15 protein-coding genes are annotated in these 15,327 nt (G+C 54.0%); 10 read left to right on the forward strand and 5 right to left on the reverse strand.

Features of this window, described 5'->3' with window-relative positions:
* Positions 1-36: 36 nt before the first annotated feature.
* A complete protein-coding gene (locus VLV32_02510; protein ID HUL40769.1) occupies positions 37-2,976 on the forward strand; it encodes a valine--tRNA ligase in 2,940 nt (979 codons plus the stop codon).
* On the opposite strand, the gene VLV32_02515 is transcribed toward VLV32_02510, so the two are convergent.
* The 4 genes from VLV32_02515 to VLV32_02530 all read right to left on the reverse strand — a co-directional run bounded on the left by VLV32_02515 (position 2,973) and on the right by VLV32_02530 (position 5,609).
* Positions 2,973-3,671: a glutathione S-transferase family protein gene (locus tag VLV32_02515; protein ID HUL40770.1), complete on the reverse strand. Its 699-nt coding sequence runs from the start codon at positions 3,669-3,671 to the stop codon at positions 2,973-2,975. The genes VLV32_02510 and VLV32_02515 overlap by 4 nt on opposite strands.
* A 20-nt stretch (positions 3,672-3,691) precedes the next feature.
* The gene (locus VLV32_02520; protein ID HUL40771.1) at positions 3,692-3,919 is read right to left on the reverse strand and encodes a sulfurtransferase TusA family protein; all 228 of its coding nucleotides are present in this window, start codon (positions 3,917-3,919) and stop codon (positions 3,692-3,694) included.
* Positions 3,916-4,242, reverse strand: coding sequence for a rhodanese-like domain-containing protein (locus tag VLV32_02525; protein HUL40772.1), 327 nt, complete (start codon positions 4,240-4,242; stop codon positions 3,916-3,918). Before VLV32_02525 ends, VLV32_02520 begins: the two co-directional genes overlap by 4 nt.
* 71 nt (positions 4,243-4,313) lie before the next feature.
* On the reverse strand, positions 4,314-5,609 hold the full coding sequence (locus VLV32_02530; GenBank protein HUL40773.1) for a serine/threonine-protein kinase: 1,296 nt from the start codon (positions 5,607-5,609) through the stop codon (positions 4,314-4,316).
* Positions 5,610-5,957: 348 nt separating this feature from the next.
* Between VLV32_02530 and chrA the strand changes: the two genes are divergently transcribed.
* Positions 5,958-7,286 carry a chromate efflux transporter gene (gene chrA / locus VLV32_02535; protein HUL40774.1) on the forward strand — a complete coding sequence of 443 codons (1,329 nt, stop codon included), beginning with the start codon at positions 5,958-5,960 and terminating at the stop codon, positions 7,284-7,286.
* 2 nt (positions 7,287-7,288) lie between these two features.
* Here the strand turns inward: chrA and VLV32_02540 are convergent, their stop codons facing one another.
* Positions 7,289-8,713: a M48 family metalloprotease gene (locus VLV32_02540; protein ID HUL40775.1), complete on the reverse strand. Its 1,425-nt coding sequence runs from the start codon at positions 8,711-8,713 to the stop codon at positions 7,289-7,291.
* A gap of 53 nt (positions 8,714-8,766) precedes the next feature.
* Here VLV32_02540 and moaC point away from each other — a divergent pair, with 53 nt between their 5' ends.
* The 8 genes from moaC (at position 8,767) to VLV32_02580 (ending at position 15,296) form a co-directional block, all read left to right on the forward strand.
* Positions 8,767-9,285 (forward strand): cyclic pyranopterin monophosphate synthase MoaC, encoded by a 519-nt coding sequence (moaC, locus tag VLV32_02545; protein ID HUL40776.1) that lies wholly within the window; start codon positions 8,767-8,769, stop codon positions 9,283-9,285.
* 317 nt (positions 9,286-9,602) lie between these two features.
* Positions 9,603-10,079, forward strand: a complete 477-nt coding sequence (gene soxY, locus VLV32_02550) for a thiosulfate oxidation carrier protein SoxY (GenBank protein ID HUL40777.1) — start codon at positions 9,603-9,605, stop codon at positions 10,077-10,079.
* Positions 10,080-10,237: 158 nt separating this feature from the next.
* Positions 10,238-10,558: a thiosulfate oxidation carrier complex protein SoxZ gene (soxZ, locus tag VLV32_02555; protein ID HUL40778.1), complete on the forward strand. Its 321-nt coding sequence runs from the start codon at positions 10,238-10,240 to the stop codon at positions 10,556-10,558.
* 22 nt (positions 10,559-10,580) lie between these two features.
* Entirely contained in the window at positions 10,581-11,501 is a 921-nt protein-coding gene (locus VLV32_02560) for a lysylphosphatidylglycerol synthase domain-containing protein (protein HUL40779.1), read from the forward strand.
* A gap of 7 nt (positions 11,502-11,508) precedes the next feature.
* Positions 11,509-12,618 carry a UDP-N-acetylglucosamine 2-epimerase gene (locus VLV32_02565; protein HUL40780.1) on the forward strand — a complete coding sequence of 370 codons (1,110 nt, stop codon included), beginning with the start codon at positions 11,509-11,511 and terminating at the stop codon, positions 12,616-12,618.
* Complete coding sequence (locus VLV32_02570) at positions 12,618-13,436, forward strand: class I SAM-dependent methyltransferase (GenBank protein HUL40781.1); 819 nt, start codon at positions 12,618-12,620, stop codon at positions 13,434-13,436. Before VLV32_02565 ends, VLV32_02570 begins: the two co-directional genes overlap by 1 nt.
* Before the next feature lie 29 nt (positions 13,437-13,465).
* On the forward strand, positions 13,466-14,434 hold the full coding sequence (locus VLV32_02575; GenBank protein HUL40782.1) for a glycosyltransferase family 2 protein: 969 nt from the start codon (positions 13,466-13,468) through the stop codon (positions 14,432-14,434).
* Positions 14,435-14,453: 19 nt separating this feature from the next.
* On the forward strand, positions 14,454-15,296 hold the full coding sequence (locus VLV32_02580; protein ID HUL40783.1) for a class I SAM-dependent methyltransferase: 843 nt from the start codon (positions 14,454-14,456) through the stop codon (positions 15,294-15,296).
* Positions 15,297-15,327: the final 31 nt, after the last annotated feature.

Raw genomic sequence — 15,327 nt, forward strand, 5'->3', positions numbered from 1 at the left:
AGATATAATCGTTGCTTTTCGCGTTAGCGTCTCACCATGGAGCTCCCCAAGAGTTTTGACCCGCACGTCATAGAGAACCGCTGGTATAAGGAATGGGAAAAGCGCGGCTATTTCGCCCATTCCCCAAGTTCGGATAAGCCGGCCTATTGCGTCCAGCTGCCTCCGCCCAACGTCACCGGCACTTTGCACATGGGGCACGCGTTTCAACAAACGCTAATGGACATTCTCATCCGTTACCACCGCATGCGCGGGTTCAACACCAACTGGGTGATGGGTACTGATCATGCCGGCATCGCTACGCAAATTGTCGTCGAGCGCCAGCTCGATATGGAAAACAAGACGCGTAGCGACCTCGGTCGCGAGAAATTCGTTGAGCGCGTATGGCAATGGAAACAGCAGTCGGGCGCCAATATCACGCGCCAAATGCGCCGCCTCGGAGTCTCGGGCAACTGGGACTACGCGAGCGCCAATGGCCAGCATGCCGGTTATTTCACGATGGACGAGCGTATGTCGCGCGCAGTCATCGAAGTGTTCGTGCAGCTGTATGAACAAGGGCTGATTTACCGCGGCAAACGCCTGGTCAACTGGGACCCGGTGCTCGGCACAGCAGTGTCCGACTTGGAAGTCGACAACGAGGAAGAAGACGGCAAAATTTGGGAGATCCGCTATCCGATGGAAAACGGCGCGAACGGCGTGGTGGTCGCAACCACGCGACCCGAAACCTTGCTGGGCGACGTGGCGGTGGCGGTAAATCCCGGGGACAAACGCTACAAATCCCTTGTAGGAAAGCACGTCAGACTCCCTCTCACCAGCCGAATCATTCCGGTCATAGCCGACGAATATGTGGATCCGGTATTCGGCACCGGCTGCGTGAAAATCACGCCGGCGCACGACTTCAATGACTATCAGGTTTGGTTACGCCACAAGGATTTATCCTATCTTCCGATGTTCAGCATCCTAACTCTTGACGCGCGGATAATTGGCGGTTCGATTTCACCCATCGGCACCCAATCTCAGAAGCATTTCGCCTCCAATGAATATGGCGGGAAAACTGAGTCAGTAGACACACAGCAGCTTGCAACGGACCTCGGCATTCCGAAGGAGTACTGGGGCCTCGACCGCTTCGAGGCACGTAAGCGCATCCTCACGGACCTCAAAGCTCAGGATCTGCTGGTTTCAGAAAAGCCGTACAAGCTGCGCGTGCCTCGCTCCGGACGCACCGGCGTGATTGTCGAGCCGATGCTCACCAATCAGTGGTTTATCGATCTCACCCGCGATACGCGAGCCGACTGGAAACCGGGCCCGGGCGGCCGCATCGCGCTGACTAAACCGGCGGTAGATGCTGTTAGAAGCAACGCTGTAAAGTTCTTTCCTGAACATTGGGCCACCACATACAACCACTGGCTGGAGAATATCCAGGACTGGTGCATCTCGCGCCAATTGTGGTGGGGCCACCAGATTCCTGCATGGTACGACGAAAAAGGCAATTGCTATGTTGCGCGCGATGAAGCGGAAGCAAACACGAAAGCCGCCGCAAAAGGCAGGATCGCGTTGACACGTGATGAAGATGTGCTGGATACCTGGTTTTCCTCGGCGCTGGTGCCGTTTTCCTCGCTCGGCTGGCCGGAAAAAACCGAAGATCTCGAAATATTCCTGCCGTCCTCGGTGCTGGTGACGGGTTTCGACATTATTTTCTTCTGGGTGGCGCGGATGATCATGATGACGCTGCACTTCGCCGGTAAAGTGCCTTTCCGCCATGTTTACATCAACGCCATCGTGCGCGATGCCGACGGCCAAAAGATGTCGAAATCAAAAGGCAACACCGTTGACCCCCTTGATCTGATAGACGGCATCAGCCTGGAGGAACTGCTGGCGAAATCCACGATCGGTCTGTTGCGTGACGAGCACAAAGGAAAAATCGAGAAATACATCCGCCGCCATTACCCGAACGGCATTCCTTCCTACGGCGCGGATGCGTTGCGCTTTACGTTTGCCTCGCTCGCCAGCTTCGCGCGCACGCTCAATTTCGACCTCAATCGCTGCGAAGGCTATCGCAATTTCTGCAACAAGCTGTGGAACGCGGCGCGTTTCGTGCTTATGAACTGCGAAGGCAAAGATTGCGGGGTGGGCGAAGCGAAACCTTTTGTGCTTTCTTCCCGAGACCGGTGGATTATCAGCCGCCTTCAGCGGACCGAGGACGAAGTGGAACGAGGTTTTTCCGAATACCGTTTCGACAATGTGGCGAACGCCATTTATCAGTTCGTATGGGACGAGTACTGCGACTGGTACGTCGAAATTGCCAAGGATCAGCTGGCGAAAGGCTCCGAAGACGAGCAGCGTGGCGCGCGTCGAACGCTGGTTGCCGTACTGGAGGCGGCACTGCGACTTGCGCATCCGATTATCCCGTTCATTTCCGAAGAACTGTGGCAGCGGATCGCACCGCTTGCAGGGCAGAGCGGCGAAAGCATTATGCTCGCGCCTTACCCAAAGTCGCAGGCCGAGCGTATTGACAAACAGGCCGAGGCAGAAATGGGCCGGATGCAAGAGCGCGTCAACGCGATCCGCAAGCTGCGCGGCGAAATGGGAATTCCTCCCTCGCAGCGTGTCTCGCTTTACGCGTCGGGGGACGGCGACATGAATGAGCTTCAGGCAAGTGTTGCAGCGACGGTCGCGCTCGCGCGCTTATCCGACTTCAATATCGTCCCCAAGCTTCCCGAGCACGACGCGCCGGTTTTGCACGTCGGTGATTGGCGCCTTATGGTGCAGGTAGAAACCGACGTTGCCGCTGAGCGCAAGCGTCTGAAAAAGGAAATCACTCGGGTAGAGGACGAAATCGCCAAGGCAATTGCCAAGCTGGCTAATCCGGAATTCATCACGCGCGCTCCCACCGATGTTGTTGAGCGGCAAAAGGAACGTCTCGCCAACTTCGGTGCAGCGCTGGAGAAACTCAGCGCACAGCTTGAGAAACTGCGTTAAGGGTAATACCTTGCCCGCATGCGCTGGCAATATGCTTCGAGGTGCGGGCATTTAAGGGCGTGCTGCTTGAGCGCGGAATCAAGCGGAACCAGAATGATATTGGCGAGAAAAGCATAAGCGGTTGCGTCCAGCGACGTCGGATTTTCTCCCATGAAAAACGGTTTGCCGCCCAGGAATTCGGCGAGCGCAATAATGTCGATATTGCCGATGTGGTAAACCTCTTCCGCGCTGTGTCTGCCCATGCCTTGTCCCCACAGTTGCCTGGCAACGCCACGGCGCGCCAATGCGGAAATTGGCCTGCGCAGCAATACCGGAACAGGCTTGAAAAACTCCGCCCGGGTCATTTTCCAGCCTTGCGGCACCATCCAGCGCGCATACACAATCGTCCAGTAGAGATTTTCTTCCATCATTCTGCGCAGGGCGAGGGCTTGCGCGTTCTCAAGAGCCGTGAGCCTTGCATCAAGCGGATCCCCATAAGCCGATTTGAGGTATTCGATGATGAAGCTGGAATCGGCGACAATCTTGCCGCTATCGCGGATGTAAGGCAATTTTCGTTTGGGCGCCTTGAAATGGCTCGCATTAGGTGCGATCTCATAGGGGATACGCGCCATGCGCAGGTAGTTTTCCACTTTCATGCAGAAGGGACTCGCGTTTGGCAAGCCAAATGCGGGTTGGAACTGATAAAGCGCGATCATGGCGGTTATCGGCGCGTGTATTACCGCTTTTTCATGAAGAAAATAAATTCCCCGCGCTCCTCAGATTGCGACAGCAATTCGTTTCCGGTCTGTCTGGAGAACGCAAGAAAATCCTTGACCGATCCGGGGTCGGTCGCTAGCACCTTCAATACCTGTCCCGAAGACATCTCGGACAGCGTTTTTTTGGTTCGCAGAATCGGCAGCGGGCAATTCAAGCCGCGCGTATCGATTTCCTTATCGAAGTTCATGGTGCGCGGCCTTCGAGTGGCCGTCCGCTGCGCACCCACCTGCTAGCGCTGCCCTGCAGGTGATACGACTTGTTGAAACCTTTGCCCGCAAAAAACGCGCAAGCCTGCGCCGAACGCGCGCCTGACTGAAAATAAAACACGTTCGGTGTTGTGCTATCCCTCTCGCTTACTTTGCCGGGCAGCAGAGACAGGGGAACATGCAATGCAACTTGGATCAGGCCGCGCGTTAATTCGGCGTCGCTGCGGATGTCTATCAGCCTTAAGCTTCCTACGGACTGCATATCCTGCAATTCGTCGGGATTAATCTCCTTGAAACCTTGCATGAAGGAATTTTCAAGTTATCGGGGATTTACTATACCAAACATCCGTGGAGGGCTACAGCGCCGCAAATGGATCAGAAAATGCTGATCTTGCGGTCGAGCAGTAACTGCGAGAGGCGGATATTGGCGGCGGACAGGCGGTCAACCAGAACCTCAAGAAAAGCGCGGTTAAATTGATGACGGCAGTTTTCCGATGCCTGCGCCAAGGATTCGGATGTGATCTCAATCGCCGTTACATCGCTTGCCGAGGTAATGCTTGCGCTGCGCGTGAACTGGGTTTTTCCCAAGTACGCCATTTCGCCGAAGCATTCGCCAGCCTCCAATATATTGAGAAGTTTACCCTCCTTGGTCACATTAACCTCCCCTGAAGCAAGAATGAAAAACGATTTGCCGATTCCGCCTTCTTTGATCAGGGTGATCCCCGGCCCATATTTGCGCCAGCGGGTAATTCGCATGACCTCCCACAGCTCGACATCGCTAAATTGGTTGAAGAACGCCAGCTTGCGCAAAACATCGAATCTTTCACCTTCGGAAACGTCCTCCTTGGGTTTCTCCAGATTGTTGAACGCCTCGATCAGTTTTTGAGCAAATTCTTCCCAGGTCTGATAGCGCGTTTCCAGGTCTTTGCGCAGCGCGGTTTTGACGATTACATCTAGATGGGGCGGGATTTCAGGACGGTATAAGCTCGGCGGCGGCGGGTCTACATTAATAATCTGGTATATCGTGCTGTAATTGTTGTTTCCAGTGAATGGCAGCCTCCCGCTCAACAATTGATACATCACTACTCCCAGCGAATATATATCCGTTTGGTGGGTCAGCGGCTGTTCCTTTACCTGCTGTGGCGACATATAGGCTGGAGAGCCGACGCCTATGACCTGGGTAGTTTCTGTCTGGTCGGTGAGCGCCGCTCCAAAATCGGAAATTTTGATGTCAAAACCATCGCTGAACATGATATTCGCCGGCTTGATATCGCGATGAATAATGCCGTGGCGGTGAGCAAATGCCAACGCTTTGCTGCATTTGAAGATGATCTCGATGACTGTATCTATCGGCAGCAAGTTTTCGACTTTGCAATACTTTTCCAGGGTCGCGCCCGGGACATACTCCATGACGATGTAGCAGAGTTGGTCCTCGGCCACCGCATCATAAATTGCCACGATATGCGGGTGCGACAGCTTGCCTACCAACGAAGCTTCGGTGAGGAACAGCTTCTTATAACGCCGCCCCTTCTGTTTATCTCGCAACCCTTCGGAGTTGACCAGTTTAATTGCCACTTGCCGCCCGCCAAACGGGTCATGCGCAAGAAAAACCGAGCTGGTCGCCCCTTTCGCGATTTCTCTCACAATTTCGTACTTGCCGATTTTTTCCATGTTCACGGCGCGGCGAACTAAATATACATACGATACAGTAAACCTCTAGTTAAGTTCCACGCGGTTGCGACGGCGCGTTGTCTTCAACCGGGTGCGCGAAGCGAGGTGCAGCCAATAGGCACGCTCCTTGGGCAAGCCGAGCAACAAAGCAGAGCACAGGAACAAGCCCGTCCCTCCGTTTTTGTTAAAATGCGGCGTCAGCGTCGTTGCACGCCTCCGCTCGCTACGGCCTTCGTCGCGCGCCTTGCATCCTTCCGCATTTTACCCGCAACGTAATGAGCGGAGGATTTGTTCAGAGGTTCCATAGTTTATAGAAGCCAGCGTTAGATGGACATATCGCCCAAGACGATGTCTCAAATATCACGCGCAGAGGCTTTCCGCTACTGGTTAAAGCTTGGCTTCATCAGCTTTGGCGGACCGGCCGGGCAAATCGCGATCATGCATCAGGAACTGGTGGAAAAGCGACACTGGATTTCAGACAGGCGCTTCCTTCACGCCCTCAACTATTGCATGCTGCTGCCCGGCCCCGAGGCGCAGCAGCTCGCGACCTACATTGGCTGGCTCATGCACAAGACTTCAGGCGGACTCGTCGCGGGGGTGCTGTTCGTGCTGCCTTCGCTGTTTATCTTGATTGCGCTAAGTTGGATTTATTTGTCTTATGGCAACGTACCACTGGTCGCCGGATTATTTTATGGCATCAAGCCTGCGGTAACCGCAATCGTGGTGTTCGCTGCGTACCGCATCGGCTCGCGCGCTCTTAAAAACGCCTGGCTCCGGCTTGTCGCTGCCGCCGCCTTCATAGCCATTTTCGCATTTAAAGCTCCCTTTCCTTACATCGTGCTGGGCGCAGGCATCGTTGGCTTTCTGGGCGGGCAATGGGCTCCGGATGAATTCGCCATCGGCGGCGGGCACGGAGTGCAGGACAAACGCTTTGGCCCCGCCATCATAGATGATGACACGCCGACACCGCAACACGCGCGCTTTAGCTGGCCACGCTTCGCTTATTACAGCTTGGTCGGCCTGTTGTTATGGGGCGCGGTGATGGCAGCCCTTGACATGCTTTTCGGCTGGGACGCAACGCTCACCCAAATGGGCTGGTTTTTCACCAAGGCCGCCTTGGTCACTTTCGGGGGCGCATATGCGGTGCTCCCGTACGTTTATCAAGGGGGCGTAGAACATTATGGGTGGCTTACCGCTACGCAGATGATAGACGGTTTGGCGCTGGGTGAAACCACTCCCGGGCCCCTCATCATGATAGTAGCATTTGTGGGATTTGTCGGCGGCTGGACACGGGAAGTGGCCGGTCCGGGAATCCAGTTTATATCAGGTGCAATCGCCGCGGTGGTGGCAACTTATTTCACGTTCCTGCCATGCTTCCTGTTTATCCTGCTAGGCGGCCCATTTATCGAAACCACCCACGGCGACATCAAGTTCACCGCTCCTCTTAATGGGATTACCGCCGCGGTGGTAGGCGTGATGCTTAATCTCGCCCTGTTCTTCGCTTATCACGTGCTCTGGCCACAAGGCTTTGGCGCGGGATTCGAATGGCCGCTGCTGTTGATCGGAACGGCCGCATTGCTGGCGCTGATACGCTACAAAATCGGCATCATCCCAATAATTGGCAGCTGCGCCGCTACCGGGCTCATCTACGCGCGGCTGGTTGTTGTGCTTGGCTGATGCTATTGCTTTTTTGAGTCCGCCTGGAGCGAGCGCAGTTCTTTGAGCCTCGCTTCAACCGCTGAAAGCTGGTAAAAATCGCCATCGCCGCTTTTTTGCGCGATTTGCAGCTGCTCGACTGCGCCCGGCAGATTACCCAAAAGGTAATAGGCTTCGGCTTGTGATTTATGCTCGAGAAGTTTTTTATCAAGCGCTGCGTAGCTTCTGGCCTGCAGTAGATACAAGTGGTAATCCTGCGGGTAATACTGCAAGCGGTCGGAAATCAAATTGAGCGCTTGTTGCGGCTGATGGTTCAACAGGTAAACATTGCTGGTGGCATAAACCAGTGGCCGGTATTCCGGGTAGTTTTTCAGCGCCGCCTCGTAAATGGCCACGGTATCGGCATTTTTCCCCTCGCCCAGCTTTATTTGGCCGGCCACCAGCTCGATGAGCGGACTGGGTTGCGCCATTTTTCTCACCTGCGACAATTCCTGGTCGGCACGCTCGTAGTTTTTTGCGCGCATAAAGGCGACGGCAAGCCCAAAGCGCTGCGACGACTCCATAACGTACCTTTTCTCTTGCAGATTGGTTTCAAAAAAGGTGATCCCATCTTGCGGCGGAGTTTCCTGGGCCTGCAGGCGCGCGCGGATAAACTGGAAATCCTGACTGGGTGGAACCTGCCGGTAAGGCACACTCTGCGCGCGGTTTTCCATATCGGCGATACGCTCGGCGGTTAGCGGGTGGGTGCGCAGGTACGACGGAGCGTTGCCCTCGACGAAGCGCGTTGCTTTCTGCAAGCGCTCAAAAAACGCCGGCATGGCGCGAACATCAAAGCCGGCGCTTTTCAGAGTCTGAAAGCCGATGCGGTCTGCTTCTTGTTCATCTTGACGGGTAAAATTGAGCTGGGTCTGCGTCGCCAAGGCCTGAGAGCCAATCAACGCTCCCTGCGCCATGTCAGCGTTGGAGCGCGCGGCGAGTATCGCTACCGCTATCCCGGCCAGCGATGTCGCGAGCGACCATTTCTGCTGCGCCAGCAGGCGCGCGATGTGATGTTGCATTATGTGTCCCATTTCGTGCGCCAGTACCGAGGCAAGCTGGGATTCGTTTTGCGTAAGCAGAATAAGACCGGTATTGACGCCGATGTAGCCTCCGGGCAGCGAGAATGCGTTGATTTCGCTGTCTTGAATCGCGAACAGGTCGAGACTGGTCTGCGGGTCGCGGCTACTGGAAATGAGGCGGTAGCCCAAATTGTTTAGATAGTCGTTCAGCGGCGGATCGTCGTAATAGCTCGGGTCGGCGCGAATTTCCCGCATAATGCTGTCGCCGAGTTGCTGCTCCTGCAACGGTGAAAGTGTAGTTTGCGACGGTTCTCCCAACTCCGGCAGACCTTCCGCAAACGCCTGCGGCGCGAGCACCAGCAACGGGATGATTAGATAGCTTAAGCGCATGATGCTATGATAAAACTTTTCAAGCTGAGTTCCTAATTAGGCCCCGGAAATCTATGGCAAAGAAACTCACGCATTTCGATGCCCAAGGGCGGGCAAGCATGGTCGATGTGGCGAAAAAAGGGGAAACCCTTCGCATTGCAAGCGCTTGCGGCAATATCTACATGTTGCCCGCAACGCTCAAGAAGATCCTGGCTGGCAGCGCCAAGAAAGGCGATGTGCTGGGAGTCGCCAGAGTTGCCGCAATCCAGGCCTCGAAACGCGTTGCCGAACTGATACCGTTATGCCATCCGCTCGCGTTAACCAAAGTGTCAGTGGACTTCAACGTGGATCGGGCAAATAGCGCGGTGAAATGTCGGGCTACCGCCGAAACCGTGGGGCGCACTGGCGTGGAAATGGAAGCCCTCACCGCGGTAAGCGTTGGACTGCTGACCGTCTACGACATGTGCAAGGCCGTAGATCGCGGCATGCGCATGGAAGGCATCCGCCTGCTGCACAAGCAAGGCGGCAAATCCGGGGTGTGGCACGCCAAACAGGGCAGTTCGCCAAAATCCGCAAAAACCGTAAAAAGCTAGTCTTGGCCGGCACACCGCGGTTTTGCGCTGCAATCGCGCTGCCGTGCCAACACCACTAAACCTTCGGCGGCTTCACCATCGGAACCCTGCTGGCGGAATTAAACGGAATCCGGTTTCAATCTATAGAAAGCATGCTATAAGTTCTAACCGGCTATACGGGGTCAGATTGTGGAAAGTGTCGGGTACCTCCCTGCATAAGGGTTTGCGAGAGCAAGCTGTGAAGCCATTTGACCGAATTGAAGCTGAATCGTCGGCACATGATATGCCGTGGAATTTGCGATAACATAACTGCTAAACAATTCACCTATTCATACCCCATGGTAATCAAGCATACGGATAAACTGCGCAGAACTTTTTTGCTAAACGCCGTCGCGACTGCTGCCGCATTTATTGCAGGCGTCATCAAGCCCGCCGGCATTTGGGCCGCCACCTGGAATAAATCCGCGTTTCAGGCCAGGGCGCTCGCCGACGCCCTGAAAGAAATAGGCGCAACCGACGCCGAACGGAGCAACGACATCCTGATACGAGCGCCGGACCTCGCGGAAAACGGCGCGCGGGTGCAGCTCGAGGTAACCAGCAACATTCCGGGCACACGGACTATAGCAATCATTGCAGAGAAAAACCCGTTCCCGCTCGTCGCAAGCTTTCAGTTCTCCAACGGCGCCGAAGCCTACATTTCAACCTATATCAAAATGGGTGAATCTGCTAACGTTCGGGCGGTGGTGAATGCCGACGGCAAGGTTTATACCGCCGCGAAAGAAGTCAGGGTAACCATAGGCGGTTGCGGCGCATGATATGCACCAATGGCGCCCAATCCATCCCAGCATTGCAGGAGCCCGCTCGTAAATGCTCGTTCGCTTCCACGCACACTCGTTTATGCCTGCGGGCTGCGCCGCTACGGGGCGCATAATGCATCAATTTGTGATTCGTGCCTCATACGAGGACATAAACTATGGTTGAAACAATGAAAATCCGGGCGCGCATGCAAGGCGATGTCGCCGATGTTAAAGTGCTCATCATTCACCCGATGGAAACCGGCCAACGCAAGGATCCGCAGGGTCAACGAATACCGGCCCATTTCATAAAGCAGGTCACAGCGACACTCAACGGCACGGTGGTATTGGACGCGCAGTGGAGCCAGGGCATAGCCAAAAACCCATTCCTCGGATTTAAAATCCGAGGCGCCAAAGTCGGCGACAAAGTCATTGTGGGCTGGTCCGACAATAAGGGCGAAGCAAATTCAATCGAAACCAAAATCGCTGCAGTGCTCTGACCAACTGGCACGAGAAAATCTCTTGAAGTACCTGAAAAATGCCTGGCTCGCGTTGTTTGTGCTGGCAAGCTTGGTCTTTTTATTCAATTACTTCCACCAGCAATCCGAAAAGCTTACCGCGCCACTGCATTTCTCCGCGCCCTACCTGGTCCTCGCAGCATTATTGCAAATAGTATTTTGGGTCAATGCGGCTTGGTGTTGGGGCAAGATCATCTCGCTCACGACCTCGGTGCAGCTGCCGCTGCTGGTTAGCGTTTCACATCTTGCTTTGACCACGCTTGGAAAATATTTTCCGGGAAAAGTGTGGGGCATGGCAGCTCGCGCCACGCTCATGAAACAACAAGGCATTCGCATTAACAGTACTCTGCTTGCAACCTTTCACGAACAGGTAATTTTTTTGCATGCCGCCGTGGTTTTATCCTCTATTCTGGTTGCAATTCTCTTCAATGCCGATTGGTCTTGGGCAGTAGGATCCCTTGGAGTAATTAGCATTCCAGCGGTCATGCTGTCGCAAGATTATGTGGTCAGATTTTTCAATTACATAGCGCCAAGATTCTGGATCAAAGGCCAATTTGAAAGCTGGCGGAGCATTCCGAGAAAAAACTACATTTTTTTGTTGCTTGCTTTTCTGGCGGTATGGGTCTTGAGCGGGTTGGCTTTCGCCAGCATTTATTTCACATTTTTCGGCGCCGACCTTAACGCTCGCCTCGTTTTGGCGATGCTGCTAGCCAACGCTGTAGGCAATACACTGGGATTTCTTGCACTGTTTGCACCCGGCGGAATCGGTGTCAGAGAAGCAGTGGCGAGCGGGATTCTTGCAGGATTCATCCCGCTCAATGATGCAATCATGTTGAGCCTGCTTTTCCGGCTGTGGATGACATTATCCGAACTGCTGGGCGCATGCACCCTACTCTGGCCCGGCATTAGATCGTTCAAGGCGTAAGCGGGCTATGTTTACCTGCTTCGTGGGCACGCGCGCGCAACTGATAAAAATGGCGCCCGTGATCCTCGAGATTGAAAAGCGGGGCTTGCCGTTCAATCTAGTCTTTACCGGACAACACGAAGAAACCATGGAACAGCTGCTGAACGATTTTGGCATTCATGCCGCCCGCAGCTATTTGTATCGCGGAAAGGAAATTACCGGAATTGTGCAAATGGGCAGCTGGTTTGTGCGCTGTTTATGGAAATGCCTGCGTGAATCGGATAAATTTGTTCCAGGTCCAAGCGCGAGCAGCGTTATGCTGGTCCATGGCGACACTTTCTCCACGCTGCTTGGGGCTATTGTCGGCAAACTGAAAGGTATAACGGTAGCGCATATTGAGGCCGGCTTGCGATCCGGCAACATTTTCCATCCGTTCCCTGAAGAACTGACTCGCCGCGCAGTGTTCAGGCTGTCCGATCTCGCCTTTTGTCCAGGAGCGTGGCCCTACGACAACATGAAAAAATACCGTGCCAAACGCATCGACACCGGGCAAAACACCCTACTCGATACACTCGCGATAGCACTCGCTGTTCCCCAAAAAAGCGCGCCGCCTTATCCTATGAATACGTATGGCATTGTGTCACTGCACCGCTTTGAAAACATTTTTTACGTGCGCCGCCTGGCGCAAATAATCAACTTGCTCGAAACAGCTGCCGTACGGTTTCCGCTGGTCTTCGTTTTGCACCCGGCGACGCGAAAAAAACTGGCCCAATTCGATCTGTTATCCAAGCTTGAAAGCAATCCTCGAATCAAGCTTCTCCCACGCATGGGATATATCGAATTTGTGAAGCTAATGCAGGGCGCCAAGTTTGTAATCACCGACGGCGGCAGCAATCAGGAAGAATTGTCCTATCTAGGCATACCCACGTTGCTGATGCGCAAGGCAACCGAGCGGCAAGAGGGTCTCGAGACTACGGCAACCCTTTGTCCCTATGATGAGAAAATTCTTGAACGCTTTATGCGCGATTTAGCTGATGCACCCACTGTTATACCCGCGATAGGCTCAAGTTCGCCATCAGAGATGATCGTTAATCAGCTCGAGTCTTACGTCCAAACGCGGCGCGACTCCCATAGTTGATGAAATTCGAAGAATCCAGTTATTGGAGAGAACGGGTAACCGTTGACGCCGACCTTGGGGTGGTTGGGCACCGTTCCCTCGGACGCGGATACAACGAGTATATTTACCGGCGCAGAACGGAATGTCTGTTGGATACCTTGAACAGATTGAACATTAAGCCGTCGCAGTGCAACGTGCTGGACCTCGGCTGTGGCAGCGGATATTATGCGGCGTTTTGGAAAGCGATTGGCGTGACCGAGCTTACCGGAATTGACATAGCAGACGCCGCCATCGACCGTCTGCGCGCGAAGTTTCCGGAATACCGGTTTCTGCAAGCTGACATTACGCAGGCAGATGCCGCCGTGCGAATCGGCGGCCTTTATTCCATTGCCACGCTATTTGACGTGATTTACCACATCAGCGACGATGCGGCGGCGTTAAATGCGCTGAAAACCGTTGCCCGCATATTAAAGCCGGCCGGGCTTCTGCTGTTGTTCGACCAGCTCGCAACAAAGGACTACTCCCTGCTGCCGCACGTCAAATTCCGAGGTAAAATGAATTATTTAGCGCTGCTCGACGCAGCGGGGTTGGAAATCGTTAGCCGGGAGCCGCTGTTCGTGTTTTTGGCGCCGCCCGTCTTCGGATTCAAAGCCGTCGATATAATGGTGTCCGGCCTGTACAAGATTATCGGTGCATTTATCAAAAACCGGGAAAGCGCCGGCAGGCGGCTTGGCAACGCCGTTTACGAACTGGACCGGTTTCTCATAAAAAAAAGGGTCCGCTTACCCAACCATGAGCTTATCGCTGTCAGAAAGCGAACTACTGGCGCGCTCGCCTAGCTCGCGCCCCTGGTGCAATTCCGTCCTGCATGCAGATTGATATCGTTATTCCATGCTACCGCGTAAGCGGGCAAATCATCAATGTCGTTGAGCAAACGCTCGCGTTGCATCACGTGCGCAACGTCATCGTGGTGGACGACGGATGTCCGGAACACAGCGGCCAGGTCGTGCGCGATCATTTTCCGGATGAATCGCGCGTAGTGGTAATAGAACACAAGACGAACCAAGGCGTGGGAGCCGCGATGCTAAGTGGCTATGCGCACGCATTTGCGAACGCCGCCGATGTCGCAGTCAAGGTAGACGGAGATGGGCAAATGGATCCACAGCTCGTTCCTTTGCTGTTGGCGCCGCTGGTGCAAGGCAAAGCCGATTACGCCAAGGGCAACAGATTTTTTTACCCCAAACATCTTGCTGGCATGCCACGCTCGCGACTTTTCGGCAACGCGTTCCTGTCGTTAATCAGTAAACTTTCGTCGGGTTATTGGTCCATAATGGACCCGACCAACGGTTTTACCGCGTTGCATTTCGCGGCCTTCAGGCAGCTGGACACCGAGAGCCTGGACCGCGGATATTTTTTTGAGAGCGACATGTTGTTCCAGCTTGGCATTGCTAATGCAGTGGTAATGGATGTGCCTATGCTGCCGCGTTACCGCGGGGAAACCAGTAGCATGAACATTCCCAAGGTTGCGCTTCAGTTTCCCGGAAAGTATTTCAACAGATTCCTCAAGCGCATTGCATTCAAATATTTTGTCCGCGAATTCAACATCGCGTCATTGGAAATAATATGCGGCGTTCCCGCCATGATCGCCGGGCTGACCTATGGGATTTATCATTGGGTGGGGCCTGCGTATATTGGGAAACCCACTCCGGCGGGAACAGTCATGGTTGTGGGCTTGCTGCTTTTGATGGGGTTCCAGCTGCTGCTTTCAGCGGTAAATTACGACATTACACACGAACCCAGCATTCCTCTGACACAAAGAAATGCAACGCCAATCTAGCGAGCGTCCGGCGATCACGATGTCTTTGCCGCTCCATTCCGGGCTGCCCAGAATTCCGGATTATCACCGGCTGTTGCAAAGCAATCTGTTTAAGTCGATGGAGGATTTTTCCGGCAGCTTTCTCCACTCACAGTCGCGACATTTGAAACGGTACCAGGGAAAATGGGTCGCTGACCCGCTGCACCAGTGGAGCAGGCAATGGGAATATCCGTATGTGTTCTCCAGGATTTCGGATTATGCGGGTAACGCGAGGCAGGAATCTGAGTTGCGTATTCTTGACGCAGGCTCGGGCGTGACTTTTTTTCCTTATTTCCTGTCATCCCGCTTTAGCAATGTGATCGTCTCCTGCTGCGATTACGACTTTTCTTTGGGCGAGGCCTATTCCCGCCTGAACCATTGCCTCGGGGGGCGTGTACGGTTCGTTCCCGGAGACTTGCGCAGCCTGCCATTTCAGAACAACGCTTTTGACATTGTTTATTGCGTATCCGTATTAGAGCATACTGACGCGTACCAAAATATCGTTTCAGAATTCAGGCGAGTGCTCAAGCCGGGAGGAATACTGATCGTCACCTTTGATATTTCGGTTGACGGCGAAGCGGATATTCCGGTGGAAAAAGCGGAGCAGCTGCTTGGAATACTTTACCAACATTTTCCGCGCAGCAAGCAGATAGCGTACGCAAACTTAAGGCAAGAAGTGCACGCACAAGATCTCGTAACAACTCGCTTTATCCGCCAAATGAACCCCCGCCTTCTGCCATGGAAGTACCCGCTCCTTGCTGCGTTAAAACCACTTATAAAGCGGCGATGGCCCAGAGCTCTTTTTCGCAACCTGACGTTCTATTGCCATTCCTTCGATTATTAAACAGCTCTTGACATTGAAACCAAATTGAATG

Source organism: Burkholderiales bacterium (assembly GCA_035518095.1).
Lineage (GTDB): Bacteria > Pseudomonadota > Gammaproteobacteria > Burkholderiales > JAHFRG01 > JAHFRG01.

Excerpts from the sequence above, each read along its gene's own strand:
- VLV32_02540 (HUL40775.1), bottom strand. The coding sequence starts at position 8,713 with ATGCGCTTAAGCTATCTAATCATCCCGTTGCTGGTGCTCGCGCCGCAG.
- VLV32_02570 (HUL40781.1), top strand. The coding sequence starts at position 12,618 with ATGAAATTCGAAGAATCCAGTTATTGGAGAGAACGGGTAACCGTTGAC.
- VLV32_02565 (HUL40780.1), top strand. The coding sequence starts at position 11,509 with ATGTTTACCTGCTTCGTGGGCACGCGCGCGCAACTGATAAAAATGGCG.
- VLV32_02510 (HUL40769.1), top strand. The coding sequence starts at position 37 with ATGGAGCTCCCCAAGAGTTTTGACCCGCACGTCATAGAGAACCGCTGG.
- chrA (HUL40774.1), top strand. The coding sequence starts at position 5,958 with ATGTCTCAAATATCACGCGCAGAGGCTTTCCGCTACTGGTTAAAGCTT.
- VLV32_02520 (HUL40771.1), bottom strand. The coding sequence starts at position 3,919 with ATGAACTTCGATAAGGAAATCGATACGCGCGGCTTGAATTGCCCGCTG.
- soxY (HUL40777.1), top strand. The coding sequence starts at position 9,603 with ATGGTAATCAAGCATACGGATAAACTGCGCAGAACTTTTTTGCTAAAC.
- VLV32_02575 (HUL40782.1), top strand. The coding sequence starts at position 13,466 with ATGCAGATTGATATCGTTATTCCATGCTACCGCGTAAGCGGGCAAATC.
- moaC (HUL40776.1), top strand. The coding sequence starts at position 8,767 with ATGGCAAAGAAACTCACGCATTTCGATGCCCAAGGGCGGGCAAGCATG.
- VLV32_02580 (HUL40783.1), top strand. The coding sequence starts at position 14,454 with ATGTCTTTGCCGCTCCATTCCGGGCTGCCCAGAATTCCGGATTATCAC.
- VLV32_02525 (HUL40772.1), bottom strand. The coding sequence starts at position 4,242 with ATGCAAGGTTTCAAGGAGATTAATCCCGACGAATTGCAGGATATGCAG.
- VLV32_02530 (HUL40773.1), bottom strand. The coding sequence starts at position 5,609 with ATGGAAAAAATCGGCAAGTACGAAATTGTGAGAGAAATCGCGAAAGGG.
- soxZ (HUL40778.1), top strand. The coding sequence starts at position 10,238 with ATGGTTGAAACAATGAAAATCCGGGCGCGCATGCAAGGCGATGTCGCC.
- VLV32_02515 (HUL40770.1), bottom strand. The coding sequence starts at position 3,671 with ATGATCGCGCTTTATCAGTTCCAACCCGCATTTGGCTTGCCAAACGCG.